At 71.2% G+C, this 17,346-nt stretch carries 14 protein-coding genes and 1 tRNA gene; 8 read left to right on the top strand and 7 right to left on the bottom strand.

What is annotated here, in order from left to right; genetic code table 11:
* Positions 1-16: 16 nt before the first annotated feature.
* Positions 17-1,063, bottom strand: a complete 1,047-nt coding sequence (locus ASE68_RS17305) for an alcohol dehydrogenase catalytic domain-containing protein (protein ID WP_200921772.1) — start codon at positions 1,061-1,063, stop codon at positions 17-19.
* A gap of 124 nt (positions 1,064-1,187) precedes the next feature.
* Here ASE68_RS17305 and ASE68_RS17300 point away from each other — a divergent pair, with 124 nt between their 5' ends.
* Complete coding sequence (locus ASE68_RS17300; RefSeq protein ID WP_055862476.1) at positions 1,188-1,553, top strand: DUF2255 family protein; 366 nt, start codon at positions 1,188-1,190, stop codon at positions 1,551-1,553.
* Between the two features lie 26 nt (positions 1,554-1,579).
* Here ASE68_RS17300 and ASE68_RS17295 read toward each other — a convergent pair whose 3' ends face one another.
* A complete protein-coding gene (locus ASE68_RS17295) occupies positions 1,580-2,683 on the bottom strand; it encodes a DUF998 domain-containing protein (protein WP_055862473.1) in 1,104 nt (367 codons plus the stop codon).
* Positions 2,684-2,869: 186 nt separating this feature from the next.
* Here ASE68_RS17295 and ASE68_RS17290 point away from each other — a divergent pair, with 186 nt between their 5' ends.
* Both ASE68_RS17290 and ASE68_RS17285 read left to right on the top strand, forming a co-directional pair.
* On the top strand, positions 2,870-4,300 hold the full coding sequence (locus ASE68_RS17290) for a DUF2252 domain-containing protein (protein WP_055862472.1): 1,431 nt from the start codon (positions 2,870-2,872) through the stop codon (positions 4,298-4,300).
* Between the two features lie 144 nt (positions 4,301-4,444).
* Entirely contained in the window at positions 4,445-5,284 is an 840-nt protein-coding gene (locus tag ASE68_RS17285) for an alpha/beta fold hydrolase (RefSeq protein WP_055862470.1), read from the top strand.
* 89 nt (positions 5,285-5,373) lie between these two features.
* On the opposite strand, the gene ASE68_RS17280 is transcribed toward ASE68_RS17285, so the two are convergent.
* Both ASE68_RS17280 and ASE68_RS17275 read right to left on the bottom strand, forming a co-directional pair.
* A tRNA-Ser gene (locus ASE68_RS17280) sits at positions 5,374-5,463 on the bottom strand.
* A gap of 45 nt (positions 5,464-5,508) precedes the next feature.
* A complete protein-coding gene (locus ASE68_RS17275) occupies positions 5,509-6,711 on the bottom strand; it encodes an NAD(P)/FAD-dependent oxidoreductase (RefSeq protein WP_055862468.1) in 1,203 nt (400 codons plus the stop codon).
* Between the two features lie 120 nt (positions 6,712-6,831).
* On the opposite strand from ASE68_RS17275, the gene radA reads away from it, so the two are divergent.
* Positions 6,832-8,193, top strand: a complete 1,362-nt coding sequence (radA, locus tag ASE68_RS17270) for a DNA repair protein RadA (protein ID WP_055862466.1) — start codon at positions 6,832-6,834, stop codon at positions 8,191-8,193.
* Between the two features lie 27 nt (positions 8,194-8,220).
* Here the strand turns inward: radA and ASE68_RS17265 are convergent, their stop codons facing one another.
* Positions 8,221-8,640 carry a dehydrogenase gene (locus tag ASE68_RS17265; protein WP_055862464.1) on the bottom strand — a complete coding sequence of 140 codons (420 nt, stop codon included), beginning with the start codon at positions 8,638-8,640 and terminating at the stop codon, positions 8,221-8,223.
* Positions 8,641-8,986: 346 nt separating this feature from the next.
* Here ASE68_RS17265 and ASE68_RS17260 point away from each other — a divergent pair, with 346 nt between their 5' ends.
* The gene (locus ASE68_RS17260; protein WP_055862463.1) at positions 8,987-10,141 is read left to right on the top strand and encodes an acyl-CoA desaturase; all 1,155 of its coding nucleotides are present in this window, start codon (positions 8,987-8,989) and stop codon (positions 10,139-10,141) included.
* 13 nt (positions 10,142-10,154) lie between these two features.
* Here the strand turns inward: ASE68_RS17260 and ASE68_RS17255 are convergent, their stop codons facing one another.
* Positions 10,155-10,790, bottom strand: coding sequence for a hypothetical protein (locus ASE68_RS17255; RefSeq protein ID WP_055862461.1), 636 nt, complete (start codon positions 10,788-10,790; stop codon positions 10,155-10,157).
* Between the two features lie 75 nt (positions 10,791-10,865).
* Entirely contained in the window at positions 10,866-11,372 is a 507-nt protein-coding gene (locus ASE68_RS17250) for an amino-acid N-acetyltransferase (RefSeq protein WP_055862459.1), read from the bottom strand.
* A gap of 124 nt (positions 11,373-11,496) precedes the next feature.
* Here ASE68_RS17250 and ASE68_RS17245 point away from each other — a divergent pair, with 124 nt between their 5' ends.
* The 3 genes from ASE68_RS17245 to ASE68_RS17235 all read left to right on the top strand — a co-directional run bounded on the left by ASE68_RS17245 (position 11,497) and on the right by ASE68_RS17235 (position 17,344).
* The gene (locus tag ASE68_RS17245; RefSeq protein WP_055862458.1) at positions 11,497-11,982 is read left to right on the top strand and encodes a hypothetical protein; all 486 of its coding nucleotides are present in this window, start codon (positions 11,497-11,499) and stop codon (positions 11,980-11,982) included.
* Between the two features lie 86 nt (positions 11,983-12,068).
* Entirely contained in the window at positions 12,069-16,025 is a 3,957-nt protein-coding gene (locus ASE68_RS17240) for a Pls/PosA family non-ribosomal peptide synthetase (RefSeq protein ID WP_055862456.1), read from the top strand.
* Positions 16,025-17,344, top strand: coding sequence for a M1 family metallopeptidase (locus ASE68_RS17235; RefSeq protein WP_055862453.1), 1,320 nt, complete (start codon positions 16,025-16,027; stop codon positions 17,342-17,344). The genes ASE68_RS17240 and ASE68_RS17235 overlap by 1 nt, the downstream gene beginning before the upstream one ends.
* The last annotated feature ends 2 nt before the right edge of the window (positions 17,345-17,346 follow it).

The following is a 17,346-nucleotide window of genomic DNA, read 5'->3' as shown; positions in this document are numbered from 1 at the left end:
CATGAACCGGTGGCGCTCAGAAGGCGACCATGACCTTCAACGCCTCGCGCGCGTCCATGGCCGCGTAGGCGGCGGGCACGTCGTCGATCGAGACCGTGCGGTCGAAGACGCGACCGGGGTCGATCTCTCCGGCCAGCACCTGCCGGATCGCCGGCTCGAGGTAGGCACGCACGGGTGCGGGTCCGCCGGTGAGGGTGGCGTTCTTGCCGAACAGCGAGCCGAAGCCGATGGGCGCGGACTCGTACTGCGGCACGCCCACGCGCGAGATGACGCCGCCGGGGCGCACGATGCCGAACGCCTGCTCGTAGGCGGGCATGTGGCCGACGGCCTCGAGCACGACGTGGCTGCCCTCGCCGCCCGTGAGGTCCATGACCTTCGCGATGCCCTCGTCGCCGCGTTCGGCGACGACGTCGGTGGCCCCCCACTCGACCCCGAGGTCGGTGCGGGCGGCGTGCCGGCCCATCAGGATGACGCGCTCGGCGCCCAGCTGCCTCGATGCGAGCACGGCGGAGAGGCCGACCGCGCCGTCGCCGATCACGGTGACCGTCTTGCCTGCGGAGACCCGGCCCATATGGGCGGCGTGATAGCCGGTGAGGTAGACGTCCGACAGGGCGAGCAGCGACGCGAGCAGGCGCTCGTCGGCGGTGGCGGGGTCGACGCCGGGCACGACGACGAGGCTGCCGTCCGCCTGCGGGATGCGGGCGAGCTCCGCCTGCAGGCCGCCGTTCTCGCCGCCGTACCATCCGCCGTGCACGCACGAGGTCTGGAACCCCTCGCGGCAGAACACGCACGTGTCGTCCTGGAACGCGAAGGGCGCGACCACGAAGTCGCCGGGCCGGACCTTCGTGACCGCCGAACCCACCTGCTCGACGACCGCGATGAGCTCGTGGCCCATCGCGGTGCCGTGCTCGCTGCCGGGCATCGAGTGGTACGGGTGCAGGTCGCTGCCGCACACGCAGGCGCGCACGGCGCGCACGATCGCGTCGGTCTCGTGGCGGATGACGGGGTCTGGAACGGTCTCGACGCGGACGTCGCCCGCGCCGTACATGAAGGTGGCTCTCATGCGTTCCATCCAATGCTCGCGCGCGCACCCGCGGGAGTCCCTGCCGAGACCGGTACTCGCAGACCCTGCCTCGCGGCGAGCGCACCGAGCATGATGGGCTGAGGATGCCACGGAAGGAGCACTCATGAGCACCTGGACCCCCGCCGAGCTCGGCGAGCTCGACCGCGTCGGAGAGATCCGCGTCGCCGGCCGCCGCGACGACGGATCCCTGCGCACGCCCGTCATCATCTGGCACGCCGTCGTCGACGGCGCCCTCTACGCGCGATCGGTGCGCGGACCCGAGGGCGGGTGGTACCGGGGCGTGACACGCAACTCGGACGGCACCGTCAGCTGGGGCGGTCAGACCCGCGACGTCACCTACACCCGCGACGACTCGCACGAACGCGAGCTCGACGAGGCGTACTTCGCCAAGTACGGGAACGGCTCAGCGACCCAGTCGCTCATGAGCGCCGCCGTGAAGGCGACCACCCTGCGCATCGACCCGAAGTAGGTCCGCCCGGTCGCCCTGCGGGTGCATCACGCCCGCGCGACCGACATCCGCTCGTCGGATGCCGGCACCGGCGCGATCGCCCCGGCGGTGCGGAGGAAGACGATCAGCCACGCGAAGATGAGGGTGAACGCGACCAGCTCGACCGCGGTCAGGTTGTAGTAGCCCGAGATGAAGAACGCCGCGAGCACCACGATGACGCCGACGAACAGGTAGCCGAGCATGAGGAACACCCTCGGCATCGACGGAACCAGTGCGCGCAGGGCGATGACGAGCACCACGTAGACGATCGCCATGCCCGTGGCCGACAGGTTGTGGATCTCGAGGAACTCGTCGACCGGGAAGATGCCGACGCACGCGAGCAGGACTCCCATGACGATCAGCGCGAGTCGCACGAGGGCGCGCCCGCGCGCCTCGGCCGGCGTGACGGCTGGAAGCCACGCGGTCGCATAGTGCGAGATGGTCGTCACCATCACCCCCGCGATGATGAGCGTGAGGTTGAACGTCAGCGCCGAGATGTCGTCGCTGATGCCGAGCGTGCTGAGGTTCTTCTGCCACCACAGCGGGTCGCTCGCGCTGAGCGTGCTCGCGAGGGTGCCGACGACGAGGAACAGCGCGAGCACGATCGAGAGCAGCATGGGAGTGAGGCTCACCGCCGACAGGAACGCCGCGTACGCCGTGATCGCCATGACCACCCCGACGAGGATCGCCGCCGTCACGGAATACAGCCGCGCCCCCTCGAAGCCCGCGCCGAACACGGCGGCGAGCCCCACCCAGCCGAGCAGCGCGATGACCGCGTGCGCGAGGCACAGCGCCGCGACGTCGAACCAGTGCAGTCGCCGCCAGGCCGGAACCGCCTGCTGTGCGGGATCGGGGCCGAGCCGTTGCGCCCTCCGCAGCAGGCAGCCGAAGAGGAAGGCGAGGAGGGCGGCGACCGCCGCACCGATCGCCGCGACATCGCCGAAGGAGCCGCGTCCGGAGATCGGGAGGTCGCGGCCCCAGAAGAGGAGGATCGCGGGAATCGTGCCGACGACGAACGCGGCGGTGCCGACGAGCAGCGCGGTGGATTCGCGCGCCTCGGGGTCGTCGATCGGACGGCGGACGATACGTGAGAGTGATGTCGATTGCGCCACGGGAGCCTCCAGCGAGCTCGTGCACGCGACTCGACCGCGTGCCCACGATCGGAGCGTACCGCCAAGCCCGCATCCCGAGCGGGCCGACACGGATGTCCCGTCTCCGGGTTGCGGTGGCGAGCGCCGGGGCGTGAGTAGCATGAGCGTCAGTTCCGAGCGACAGGTCCGAACCTCTGGGGAGCAGTCATGAGCGAGGCGACGCCGTCCACGCCGGCACCGACCGACTTCGCCGCACGCGCCGAGTGGGGCCGCGCCGCCAGGCGCAGGCTTCCGCGGGGAGCGCATGCGACCTGGGACCCACCCGCCGGCCGCACCGACCCGATCACCCTGCTCGAGGAGCAGGCGGCCACGCGTGTGTCCGAGCTCGTGCCACTCCGCCACGCGCGCATGATGGCCTCGCCCCTGAACTTCTACCGCGGCGCCGCATTGCTCATGGCCTCCGACCTCGCGACGATGCCGAACACCGGCATCGACGTCCAGCTCTGCGGCGATGCGCACCTGTCGAACTTCGGCGTGTTCGGCACACCCGAACGGCGCCTGATCTTCGATATCAACGACTTCGACGAGACCCTCCCCGGACCGTGGGAATGGGACCTCAAGCGGCTCGTCGCGAGCTTCGAGGTGGCCGGGCGCCAGCACGGGTTCGACGACGAGGAACGCGAGGCGGTCGACCGCGCCGTCGTCAAGGGCTATCGCGAGCGGATGTCGCAGGCAGCCGCGTCCCGCGTGCTCGACGCCTGGTACGACCGGCTCGACGCCGACGACCTCGCGGAATGGGTCAGCACCCAGCAGAAGGCCCAGCGCCTCGGCAAGGATCCGGCGAAGCGCACGCAGGCGGTGCTCGCCAAGGCCCGCAAGCGCGACAGCCGGCGCGGTGCGGCCAAGTACGTCACGAAGGTCGACGGCCGCATGCGCATCATCGCCGATCCCCCGTTCGTCGTGCCGCTCGAGGACCTGCGGCCGGCCGAGCGCACCGAGGCCGAGAACGACGAGACCGCCAGGGCCATCATGGACGGCTATCGGACGACGCTCACCGGCAACCGGCATCCGATCGCCGAGTTCGACTACGTGCACATGGCGCGCAGGGTCGGCGGCGTCGGCAGCGTCGGCACCCGCTCGTGGATCGTGCTCCTGCGCGGACGCGACGACGACGACCCGCTGCTCCTCCAGGCCAAGCAGGCCGAGGCATCGGTGCTCGAGCGGTTCCTGCCGCCCAGCGAGTTCGCCCACCACGGCGAACGTGTCGTCCGCGGGCAGCAGCTCATGCAGGCCGCGAGCGACCTCTTCCTCGGCTGGCAGCGCGTGGCGGGCGACGACGGGGTCGAGCGGGACTTCTACCTACGGCAGCTGCACGACTGGAAGGGCGACTTCGACGTCGACGACCTGAACGCGAAGGGCGCCAGGATCTACGCCGACGTGTGCGGCCAGACACTCGCACGCGCACACGCCCGTTCCGGTGACCGCGTCGCCATCGCCGCCTACCTCGGCTCGAACGACACCTTCGACGAGGCGCTCGCGCGATTCGCGGACGCATACGCCGACCAGAACGAGCGCGACTTCGCGGCCTTCACGGAGGCCGTGGCATCCGGTCGCCTCGCGGCGACGCCGCTCGACTGAGCGGGCGCCGACGCGGCCGCGTCGGGCAGGACTACGCGTGACGCGTGGTGCGGGCGACGGGCGGTCGGCGCAACCATGTGCACGACGGCAGAGCCCGTTCCCGGGCTTCCATCGCCGTCGTCCACCGGATGCGAGGAGATCACCATGCCCACCACACCTGCCCGCGGTCGCCGACGCCCGCTGCGCATCGCGCTCGCGCTGGCCGGCGCTGCCGCCCTGACCGCGGTGTCCGTCGCGCTTCCGGCCGCCGCCATCGAGGGCGCGCATCGCCCGGCGCCCGCACCGAAACCGACCGTCGTGCTCGTGCACGGCGCCTTCGCCGACTCGTCTGGCTGGAACCAGGTGACCGAGCGGCTGCAGAAGCGCGGCTACACGGTGCTCGCCGCCTCGAACCCGCTGCGCGGACTCACCACGGATGCCGAGTACGTGAAGTCGATCCTCGCGACCATCGAGGGCCCCATCGTGCTCGTCGGCCACTCCTACGGCGGCGCGGTGATCACGAACGCCGCGACCGGCAATCCGAACGTGAAGTCCCTCGTATACGTCGCCGCGTACGCACTGGATGCCGGCGAGCGCCTCATCGACGCGAACGAGCTCGGTGGCGGCCACTCGGAGCTCGGCGACCACCTCGTCATCCGCCCGTACCCGGGCGCTCCGGAAGGCGACGCCGACGGGTACATCGACCCCGCCTTCTTCCGCGAGCTCTTCGCCGCCGACCTGCCCAAGAAGGACACGGCCGTGATGGCGGCCTCGCAGCGGCCGGCCGCCCTGCAGGCCCTGTTCACCCCGTCGGGCGAGCCCGCCTGGAAGAGCATCCCGAGCTGGTACGTCGTCGCCTCCAAGGACAACACCATCCCGCCGCAGGCCGAGCGCGCCATGGCCGCCCGGGCCGGGTCGAGGACGGTCGAGATCCGCAGCTCGCACGTCGTGATGATGAGCCATCCCGGCGAGGTCGCCGACGTCATCCTCGACGCCGCGAGGTAGCGGCGCCGCCGGCGCGAACCGCGCGAACGATGCGAAGAACGCCGGAATGACGAACGCCCCGCCTCCGTTCACGGAGGCGGGGCGTTCTGTGGCGGTACCGGTGGGATTTGAACCCACGGTGCGCTTTCACGCACACAACTTTTCGAGAGTTGCACCTTCGGCCGCTCGGACACGGTACCGAGGACAATGCTAGACGACACTCTCGAATCGACCAAAACGAGGGGTCAGGCGAGCTGCTCGGCGACGATCGCCGCGTCCTCGCCGACCCCGATCAGCAACGGCGACTTGCGTCGGCGGAGCCACGGGACCCCGACGAAGAAGAGCCCGTCGGCCGCGAGACTCGCTCCCGCATCCTGCACCGGGAAGCCCAGATCGTCGAACGCGCCGGGCACGTCGACCCAGTCGTACGCCGGCCGGAAGCCGCAGGCGACGAGCACCGCACCGAGGTCGCCGAGGCTCGGCACGTCGGCCGCCTCGATGGGCGCATCCAACGGTTCGGGCGGATGCGGGTCTGGCAGGCCGCGTGCCGCTGCCGCCGTGCGTGCGAGCTCGCAGATGAGCCGGAACCCCGCGTCGCCGGCCGCGAGGGTCTCGGCGAGGTCGTCCGCGACCACGAGCCGGCCGTCGTCGACGCCCCGCACGCGACCGACGAGCGCCACACCGCCGGCCGCGAGCGTGCGCAGGCTGAGGTCGTGGCCTCCCCCTGCACCGGTGGCGAGCGGGTTCGCCGCCAGTCGCACCGCCGGCGACGGCTGGTCGGCGAGCACCTGCTCGAAGAACCCCGCATCCTCGAGCCAGTCGAATCCGTCTCGGCCCCCGATGCGGCGCGGCATCGACGGCGCTCTCCCGGGAGCGAGGGTCACCTCGCGTCCGGCGGCGTGCAGTTCCTCCGCCAGCTGGCATGCGGTCTGGCCGCCGCCGACGATGAGCACCGCCCCGCTCGGCAGCCCGGACGGCGAGCGGTAGTCGGCCGACATCACGACGGGCACGGTGCGCGCGACATCCTCGATGAAGGCGGGCCGGTGCGGCCGCTGGTACGCGCCGGTGCAGACGACGACGCGACGGGCCCGGATGTCGCCCGCGGCCGACCGCGCGACGAACCCCGCCTCGTCGGGCTCGAGCCGATCGACGCCGTGCCGCTCGGCCACCGGGGCCGCGAACGACGCGGCGTAGCCGGCCAGGTGGTCGACGATCTCGTCGCGCGGCAGGTAGCCGCCCGGATCGGGGCCGTCGTACCGCCCGCCGGGCAGGCGGATGGCGCTGTTCGGCGTGACGAGGCGGAACGAGTCCCATCGGCCGGCCCATGCCGAGCCGATGCGGTCGCCCTCGAGCACCACATGCTCGACGCTCCGCTCCGAGAGCTCGTGACTGACGGCGAGTCCGGCCTGGCCGGCTCCGATGACGAGCACGTCCACGTCGGCGGACATGCGCACAGGCTAACCTCCTGATGCGGCATCCGCACGCGTCGCACGTGCGCCGCCGCGGCGCCGTCCGCCACGCGGCTGCCTGTGCCGCCGGATGTCGGCGGCCCCACGTAGCCTCGCACCATGGCCAAACCCGTCTCCGCGTACCGTTGCACCGAATGCGGGTGGAGCACCGTCAAGTGGGTCGGCCGCTGCGCCGAGTGCCAGCAGTGGGGCACGGTCGTCGAGGCGGGCGGGCAGACCGGCATCGCGCGCACGCTGAAGCCCGTGGCGATCGGCGCCTCGCAGGTCGCGCGCTCGATCACCGAGGTCACCACCGAAGAGCGCGGCCATTGGCCGAGCGGCGTCGGCGAGTTCGACCGCGTCCTCGGCGGCGGCATCGTGCCCGGTGCGGCGATCCTGTTGAGCGGCGAGCCCGGCGTCGGCAAGTCGACCCTGCTGCTCGATGTCGCGGCGCGCGTCGCGGCATCCGGCCGGCGCGTGCTCTACGTGAGCGCCGAGGAGTCGGTCGCCCAGGTGCGCCTGCGAGCCGGCCGCACGGGCGCGATGCAGCCCGAGCTCTTCCTCGCCGCCGAGACCGACCTCGCGACCGTCGTCGGCCAGGTCGACGCCGTGCAGCCAGAGCTGCTCATCGTCGACTCCGTGCAGACCGTCACGAACTCGCTGAACGACGGCATCGCCGGCCAGCCCGGCCAGGTGCGCGAGGTCGCCTCGACGCTCATCCGCCTCGCGAAAGAGCGCGAGCTCCCGGTCCTCCTCGTCGGGCACGTCACGAAAGACGGCACGATCGCCGGCCCGCGCCTGCTCGAGCACCTCGTCGACGTCGTCTGCCAGTTCGAGGGCGACCGCCAGACCGCGCTGCGCTTCGTGCGGGCGCTCAAGAACCGCTTCGGCCCGACCGATGAGGTCGGCTGCTTCGAGATGACCGGCGACGGCATCAGCGAGGTGCCCGACCCGAGCGGGCTGTTCCTCAGCCGTGGCGCGGCCGTCAGCGGCACGTGCGTCACCGTCGCGCTCGAGGGGCGCCGTGCGCTGCCCGTCGAGGTGCAGGCGCTCGTCGTGGCGACCAAGGCCCCCCAGCCGCGTCGCGTCGTCAACGGTGTCGACCCCTCGCGCGTCGCGATGATCCTCGCCGTGCTCGAACGCCGCGCCGGCCTCCGGCAGATCGGCGAGCACGACGTCTACGTCTCCACCGTCGGCGGCGTGCGCCTCATCGAGCCCGGCGCCGACCTCGCCATCGCCATCGCCATCGCGTCGGCCATGCGAGATCGCGCCGTGCCGCACGATCTCGCCGCCTTCGGCGAGATCAGCCTCGCCGGCGAGGTGCGCCCCGTCAGCTCGGCCAGGCAGCGAGGCAGCGAGGCTCGCCGCCTCGGCTACTCGACGATCCTCGACGTCGAGGCCGGCAGTGTGCAGGCGGCCGTCGGCCGGGCGCTCGCCGCCGCGACGACCGAGCGCGAGCGCGAGCTCGACGCCGCCTTCTGACGCGGCATCCGCATTACCGCTCCTGAGTCAGGCCTCGAGCGCCTTCAGCAGTTCGGCTGGCGGCGCCTGCATCGGGTGCGGTCCGGCGATGTCCAGGAAGACGGTCGTGATGGTCGACTCGTGGCGCTTCAAGAAGGTGCGCAGCCACGCCGGGCTCTGCAGGCCGACGGCCGGCGGCAGGTTCTCGGGCTTGTTCGCCGCGTCGCTGAAGAGCAGCAGCGCCACGTCGCCAGTCTTCGGGTCGCGATAGGTCCAGACCTCGCCGCCGTCGAGCGGCTTGTCGCGCGGCCCCGGCTTCACGAGCGGCACCACGGTGTTGCCGTGCCTCAGGGCGAGCGCGACCGCGGCGATGTCCTGCTTCTCGAGCGCCGTCGCGAGCGCCTCCGAGCGGAACTCCCCCGGCTCCCCGCCTTTGCCCGACCTGCTGGACTTCTTGCGCTGCGCCATCCCACCAGCGTACCCAGCCGATCACGAGCGCATGCCGCGCGCCGGCCGCTCGACACCGGGCAGGCGCCTCGCCCGTCGCATGTGAGGTTGCTGCCAGTTCCAGAGCATTCCTCATCTTCGGCGTAGCCTCAGATCAAGTGGACCGCGATCGCCGTACTCCTCGTCGCACGTGCGACGCCGGCGATCGTCGGGTTCGTCTTCGAAGGCCTCCTCTGGCTGGCAGTGATCGGGATCGTCCCCTTCATCGGCATGCTCGTCTACGGCATCCCCAGACAGCGCGTTCGACGGTCGGTGCAGATCCCGGTCTCCACGAGTGCCCCGACTGCGGGCATGGAGGAGGTGCGTCATGTCGATGGACGCAGGACGTCTGATCACGACACACGGCAAGCGGGCGGCCGCTCGCACCACGGGAGCGAACAGCGACTTCACCGATCTCGCGAAACTGGTGAAGTCCGCGGGGCTGATGCGCCGGCGGTACGGGTACTACTGGACCAAGCTGTCGGCGGTGCCGCTGCTGATCGGGGGCACCATCGCCGTGTTCATCTGGATCGGCGACTCCTGGTGGCAGATGTTCACGGCCGCCGTGTTCGCGTTCCTGTTCACGCAGACCGCGTTCCTCGGCCACGACGCGGCGCACCGGCAGATCTTCCGCTCCGGCCGCTGGAACGACTGGACCAGCCTGATCCTCGGCGACCTCTTCGTCGGCATGAGCTACGGATGGTGGCAGCACAAGCACACCCGTCACCATGCCAACCCCAATCGGATCGGCGTCGACCCCGACATCGATCTGCCCGTCATCGCCTTCACGCCCGCCCAGGCCGCGGAGCGACGGCCCGCCCTCCTGCGATGGACCATGGCGCACCAGGGGGCCTTCTTCTACCCGATCCTGCTGCTCGAGGGACTCTCACTGCACGCGTCGAGCGTGCACCGGGTCTTCCAGCGCGAACACGTCGCGCGGCGTCCGATCGAGATCGTCTTCCTCGTCGTGCGCATCGTCGGATACCTGACGCTCGTGTTCTTGGTGCTCTCGCCCGATCGGGCCGTCGTCTTCCTGGCGATCCAGCTCGGGCTGTTCGGCTTCTACATGGGGGTGTCGTTCGCGCCGAACCACAAGGGCATGCCGCTGGTTCCGGCCGACATGAAGCTCGACTTCCTCCGACGCCAGGTGCTCATGAGCCGGAACATCCGGGGCAACCGCGTGCTCGACTTCGCCATGGGCGGGCTCAACTACCAGATCGAGCACCACCTCTTCCCGTCGATGCCGCGCCCGCACCTGCGCCGCGCCGCGCCATTGGTCGCGCAGTACCTGCGCGAGCACGAGGTGCCGTACGCGCAGACGACCCTCTGGCGTTCCTACGTCATCGTGTTCCGGTACATCAACCGCGTCGGCCTCGGTGAGCGCGACCCGTTCGAGTGCCCGCTCCTGGCGCAGCGGCAGGTCCCGGGCACGGTCACCGTGACGAGCACGGCGCCGCCCACGACGAGCGGCGCGCCGACCTGACCGGGTGGTCGGGTCAGTACAGCTGGAACTGCTTCGTCAGGTCGTCGTTCTGGAATCCGTCGACCGAGACCGAGAGGTGGTACGACGCGCCGCCGGCCGGAACCGTCTCGCGCGCACCCTCGCAGGTGTCGGGCGCCGATCGCGTGCGGTCCCACACGATCGGAGCCGCCGAGCTCACGGGCGTGCCGGGCGTCAGCGACACCTCGGCGTCGACCTGGTCGCTCTGGCAGTCGGTCGAGACCCAGTACTGCTCCTCGCCGCTGGTCACCGTGAACACCTGCGCACCGGTGCCCGCATTCAGCACGCACACGTTGCGGCCGGTGTTCGTGATCGTGACCGACAGCTGCGGCTGCTCCCCGGCTTCGTACACGGTCTTGTCGGTGATGGGTTCGACCGTGATCTGCTCGGGCGAGCACGGGTCGCCGTCGGCGGCGACCGCCTCGGTCGGGATCGTCGTGGCTGGTGACGCGGCGGGCGCCGAGCTCTCGGGCGCGCCGTTCTTGTCGGGCTCGCCCTGGGCACCGCCCGGCCGCACGATGATGAGCACGACGGCGACGACCACGGCGATGAGCCCCAGCAGCACGACCAGCCGTCGGCGACGGAACACCTGCGGCGATGGCCGTCGTGCCGGTGTCTGATTCGTCGACATGCTCACAGGGTACGACCGGTCGACGGATGCCGGCGGCGCGCGCTCGGCGCGCCGAAATGCCCGATCACGCGCCGTTCAGAGGGTCTTCAGCATGCGAGTGTTGCCGAGCGTGTTCTGCTTCACGCGGGCGAGGTCGAGGAACTCGGCGACGCCGTCGTCATGCGAGCGCACGAGTTCGGCGTAGACCTCGGGCGCCACGGTCTCCGCACCCATGTCGACGAAGCCGTGGCGGGCGAAGAAGTCGACCTCGAAGGTCAGGCAGAAGAGCCTGCTCAGACCGAGCGCGCGCGCGTCGTCGACGAGCCGGTCGACCAGCGCATGCCCCACCCCGTGTCCGAGCCAGGCGTCGGCGACCACGAGGGTGCGCACCTCGCCGAGGTCCTCCCACATGGCATGCAGGGCGCCCGCGCCGACGACCTCCCCGGTCTCGACGAGCTCGGCCACCCGGAACTCCTGGATCGCGCCGTACAGGTCGACGCGCTCCTTGCCGAGCAGGATGCGTCGGGCGACGAGGGGTTCGACGAGCGCGATGATGTGCGGCACATCGCTGGTGCGAGCCGGTCGCACCGTGAACTGGGTCATCCGTTCATCGTATTCCGCCGACGGGCGCGTCCCCGCCGGACGTCACCGGCGGGCCGGATCGACGCAGCGGTAGGGTCGTCGAAGGCGTTCGCACCGCGGATGCGCGCGATCGAAGGAGGATGCCGTGGCACCGAAGAAGGTCGAGAAGGCAGCGAAGAAGGCGATCTCGAAGGCCCGCGACGCGGTCGACGAGGCGACGAAGGCGGTCCGGAAGCTCGATCGCGCGTCGAAGCGGCGCGTGAAGAAGCTCGACGCCGAGGTCGTCGCCCTCACCAAGCTGACGGCGAAGTCCGCCAAGCGCGTCGACCGCGCGAGCCGCAAGCTCCAGAAGGCCGCGGCCGTCGCCGTGTCGGCCGCAGCGCTCGCGCAGGAGTCCGAGGACTTCACCGAGGCCCGGCTCTCGCAGACGACCACCCTGCCTGACCCACAGGTCGACCTGGTCGAGGTCGTCGAGGTGATCGACGTCGTCGAGGTGGTCGACGCGAGTGCCGCACCGGCTCAGTCTGAGCCCAACTTCCGCGAGTTGCGCGACGAGGCGAAGCAGCGCGCCGTCCCCGGGTACTCGCGCATGAACAAGGCCGCGCTCCTCGACGCGCTCGGCCGGTCCTGAACGTCGTTCACCTCCGCATAACCTGCCCCGGATAGGGTCGGCCGCCACGTCCACCGTTCCCGCAGCGCGGGTCAGAGGAGCTTGAAGTGACGGAACTCCGCCGTGGGGTGATCAGCCGCTCGGGGTTCGCCCCAGACGCTCGGACGCTCGTCGACATCCTTCGCGACACGGTCGCGCGCCACCCCGAGGCATCCGCCATCGAGGACGCCATCGGCGCCCTGAGCTATCGGGAGCTCATGGCGCGAGCGATCTCAGTCGCCGCGCGCCTGCAGGCATCCGGTGTCGGCCGAGGCGATCGCGTCGGCGTGCGCATGGAGTCAGGCTCGCGCGAGCTCTACGTCGCGATCCTCGGCATCCTCGTCGCGGGGGCCGCCTACGTTCCCGTCGATGCCGACGACCCCCAGGAGCGCGCCGATCTGGTCTTCTCCGAGGCCAGGGTGCGAGGCGTGATCGAGGGACGCGGGCGCTTCGAGCCCATGGCCGGGGCGGATGCCGCCGCACGCCCGCTCGACGTCGACTCGACGCTCTTCGTCGACCCCGGACCCCACCCGAGCACCGCGGCCGCGCCGCTGACCGAACCCCCGACCGTCGACGACGACGCCTGGATCATCTTCACGTCGGGCTCGACGGGCACGCCGAAGGGGGTGGCCGTGCGCCACCGTTCGGCGGCGGCATTCGTGGATGCCGAGGCGAGGCTGTTCCTACCCGACGACCCGATCACCGCCGAGGACCGGGTGCTCGCCGGCCTGTCGGTGGCGTTCGACGCGTCCTGCGAGGAGATGTGGCTCGCCTGGCGCAACGGCGCCTGCCTCGTGCCCGCACCGCGGTCGCTCGTGCGCAGCGGCGCCGACCTCGGCCCGTGGCTCGCGGCTCGACGCATCTCGGTGGTCTCCACGGTGCCGACGCTGGCGGCGCTCTGGCCGTCTGAGGCGCTCGACAGCGTCCGACTGCTCATCTTCGGCGGCGAGGCCTGCCCGCCCGAGCTCGTGAACCGTCTCGCGGTCGACGGCCGCGAGGTGTGGAACACCTACGGACCGACCGAGGCGACCGTCGTCGCGTGCGGAACCGCCGTCGTCGCAGGCGAGCCGGTGAGCATCGGCCTCCCGCTCGACGGCTGGGACCTCGCGGTCGTGGATGCCTCGGGCGAGCCCGTCGGCGACGGCGAGGTCGGCGAACTCGTGATCGGCGGCGTCGGCCTCGCCCGCTACCTCGATCCGGTGAAGGATGCCGAGAAGTACGCGCCGATGCCGACGCTCGGGTGGGAGCGCGCCTACCGCAGCGGTGACCTCGTGCGCTTCGACCGAGGCGGGCTCCTCTACCAGGGACGCGCCGACGACCAGGTGAAGGTCGGCGGTCGACGCATCGAGCTCGGCGAGATCGAGGCCGCGCTGCACGAACTCGACGGGGTCTCCGCCGCGGCCGTCGCGGTGCGCAAGAGCCCGACCGGCAACGACGTGCTCGTCGGTTATCTTGCCGTGCCCGACCGCGCCGGCTTCGATCGCGGAGCTGCGCTCGTGCGCCTTCGCGAGGAGCTTCCGGCGGCCCTCGTGCCGGTGCTCGCAGTGCTCGACGAGTTGCCGGCGCGCACGTCGGGCAAGGTCGACAAGGCGGCTCTTCCGTGGCCGCTCGAGTCGGATCCCGACCTTCCGGCAGGCGGCCTCAGCCAGTCCGAGGCGATGCTCGCGGAGCATTGGCGGGCCGTGCTGGGCGTGGCGGTGACCGACCCCGACGAGAACTTCTTCGACCTCGGCGGCGGGTCGCTGGCCGCAGCCCAGCTCGTCTCGCTGATCCGGGCGACGGATCCGGAGTTCACGGTCGCCGACATCTACGCGCACCCGCGCCTCGGCGCGATGGCGGCCGCCGTCGCCGACCAGCCCGATCAGGACGACCTGCCGGTCTCCACGCACCTGATCGCCCCGACCCCTCGTTCGATGCAATGGCTCCAGACGCTGTTCGGCGTTCCCCTGTACATCCTGAACGGCGTGCGCTGGCTGCTGTACCTGCTGACCGCGAGCGCGATCCTGCGGCCGATCGGCGGCTTCGACTTCCTGCCCGAGGTCGACGTCTGGCTGCTCCTGGCAGGCCTGCTGGTCTTCGTGACGCCGTGGGGACGCATGGCGATCGCCGTCGTCTTCGCCCGGCTGCTGCTCGTCGACATCCGGCCGGGCGACTACCCCCGGGGCGGCGGTGTGCACCTGCGACTCTGGCTCGCAGAGCAGGTCGCGCATCAGATCGGCGCTGCGAGCCTCGCCGGCGCGCCTTGGATCTCCTACTACGCCAGGGCGCTGGGGGCCCGAATCGGGGCCGATGTCGACATGCACACGCTGCCACCGGTGACCGGCATGCTCACGATCGGCGATGGGGCATCGATCGAACCCGAGGTCGACCTCGCCGGGTACTGGATCGACGGCGACCACGTGCGCATCGGGCCGATCCGCATCGGTGCGGGCAGCACGGTCGGGGCGCGATCATCGCTCATGCCGGGCGCCCGCATCGGAAAGCGGGCGACGGTCGCGCCGGGGTCCTCCGTCTTCGGCCGCGTGCCCTCTGGGCAGAACTGGGCCGGGTCTCCAGCCGTCCGCGTCGGCCGCTCGGCCGACTGGTGGCCGGCGGAGCGCCCGCCGCGCCGTACCCGTTGGGTCGCCGCCTACGCCACGGCATCCCTCGTCGTGTCTCTCGTGCCCGTCGCCGCCATCGCGGCAGGCGCCGCGATCGTGGCCGCGGCGATCCGCCACGCCCCGTCGCCGGATGCGGCGGTGCTTCGGGCGTTCGCCGCGCTCGTGCCCGCAACGCTCTTCGCGGGCGTCGTGCTCGCCGCACTCGTGGTGCTCCTCGTGCGCGCGCTCGGCATCGGCCTCGAGCCCGGAATCCATCCCGTTCGCGGAAGGCAGGGCTGGCAGGCATGGTCGATCGAGCGCCTCCTCGATCTGTCGCGCACGGTGCTCTTCCCCCTCTATTCGAGCCTCTTCACGCCCATCTGGCTCCGGATGCTGGGTGCGAGCGTCGGGCGCGACGTCGAGGCCTCGACGGTGCTGCTGCTTCCGACGATGACGACGATCGGTGACGGCGCGTTCCTCGCCGACGACACGCTCATCGCCTCGTACGAACTCGGAGGCGGCTACGTGCGGCTTGCTCGCGCCGAGATCGGCTCGCGGGCGTTCCTCGGCAACTCCGGCATGGCCGTCGCCGGGCACCGGGTGCCTCGCGACGGCCTCGTGGCGGTGCTCTCCGCTGCGCCCCGCAAGGGCAAGGCCGGGTCGTCCTGGCTCGGCTCCCCTCCCGTGAAGCTCCGGAGGCGGGCGCAGAACACCGACGAGTCGCGCACCTACCGCCCCCCGACCGGGCTCCGCGTGGCTCGAGCGATCTGGGAGCTCCTGCGCATCGTCCCGATCTTCGTCACGACCGGCATCGGGCTCGCCGTCCTCATCGCCCTCGCCTGGGCGGTTGATGCGTGGGGCACTCTGCTCGCGGCGCTCTTCAGCGGCATCGTGCTCCTCCTCGCGGGCGCGGTGGCCGCGCTCGTGAGCACCGCGGCGAAGTGGATCCTCATCGGGCGCATCCGAGTCGGGGAGCATCCGCTCTGGTCGTCGTTCGTCTGGCGGAGCGAGGTCTCCGACACGTTCACCGAGATGGTCGCGGCGCCCTGGTTCGCACAGGCCGCGGCAGGTACCCCCTCCCTCGTGTGGTGGCTGCGCAGTCTCGGCGCGTCCATCGGTCGTGGAGCGTGGGTCGACAGCTACTGGCTGCCCGAGGCCGATCTGGTGCGCCTGGGCGACGCCTCGACGGTCAACCGCGGGTGCGTCGTGCAGACCCACCTGTTCCATGATCGAATCATGAGCATGGACACCGTCGCACTCGACGCCGGCAGCACGCTCGGGCCGCACAGCGTCATCCTCCCCGCGGCTCGCATCGGCGCCAACGCCACCGTCGGTCCCGCCTCGCTCGTGATGCGCGGCGAGGTCGTGCCGGTCGGCTCCCGGTGGAGCGGCAACCCGATCGGGCCGTGGCGCGACGTCGTCGTCGGCCGGTACCACGGGCGCTGATGTCGAATCCTGCTCCGGATGCAGCGGCAGCCGCCCACAGGTACCTCCCACGCTCGGGTACCGACGCGTTCCGCGTCGACTCGTACGACCTCGACCTCCGCTACAAGGTCTCGACGAACCGGCTGGATGCCGCGGCCGTCATCTCGGGCCGGGCGGTCACCGGACTCACGAGCATCGCGCTCGACCTGGTGAACCTCCGCGCCAGGAAGGTGCGCCTCGACGGCGACCGACGTACCCGGTTCACGCAGACGGCGACCCACCTGGTCGTCCAGACGCCGCGGCCCATCGCGCCCGGCACGGAATTCGCGATCGAGGTCGAATACGCGGGCATGCCCGCCCCGCGGCGCTCCCGCTGGGGCACCGTGGGGTGGGAAGAGCTGACGGACGGCGTGCTCGTGGCATCCCAGCCGTCCGGCGCGCCCACGTGGTTCCCCTGCAACGACCGGCCGTCCGACAAGGCCAGGTACCGCATCAGGATCACGACCGAGCAGGCCTACACCGTGATCGCGAACGGCGTGCTGGTCGATCATTCCGTCGCGTCAGGCCGCGGGTCGTGGACGTACGTGCAGAACGAGCCGACGGCTACCTATCTCGCAACGGTGCAGATCGGGCGGTACGCCGTCGAGCGGCATTCCATCGCCGGCGTCGATGCCGTCCTCGCGTATCCGCCGGCACTCGAACTCGACGTGCACGCCGACTTCGCGGCGCTCAGCGCCATGTTGGAGGTGTTCCAGAGCGCCTTCGGGCCCTACCCGTTCCCGACGTACACGGTCGTGGTGACGGATGACGAACTGGAGATCCCGATCGAGGCGCAGGGCATGGCGACCTTCGGCGCGAACCACGCCGACGGACACGGCGGTTCCGAGCGGCTCATCGCACACGAGCTCTCCCACCAGTGGTTCGGCAACAGCGTCGGCGTCGCCGGCTGGCGCGACATCTGGCTCAACGAGGGCTTCGCCTGTTATGCGGAGTGGATCTGGTCCGAGGCTTCCGGCGGCCGCACGGCCGACCGGCACGCGCGAGCGCATCACTTCGCGCTCCGTCTCAAGCCTCACGACCTCGTCCTCGACGACCCGGGAGTCGAGCAGATGTTCGACGACCGTGTCTACAAGCGAGGCGCCTGCACGTTGCACGCCCTCCGGCTGACGATCGGTGACGAGCGCTTCTTCGCGCTTCTCCGTTCGTGGGTCGAGGAGCACCGGGGCGGTGTGGTGACGACGGCGGAGTTCCGGGCGCATGCGGCGCGGTACTCCCCCGCCCCGCTCGACGAGCTGTTCGACGCGTGGTTGTCGTCGAAGAAGCTGCCCGCGCTGCCCTGAAC

This window comes from Agromyces sp. Leaf222, from assembly GCF_001421565.1.
Lineage (GTDB): Bacteria > Actinomycetota > Actinomycetes > Actinomycetales > Microbacteriaceae > Agromyces.
Note: the sequence above shows the minus strand (reverse complement) of the source record. Positions and strands in the feature narration are given on the sequence as shown.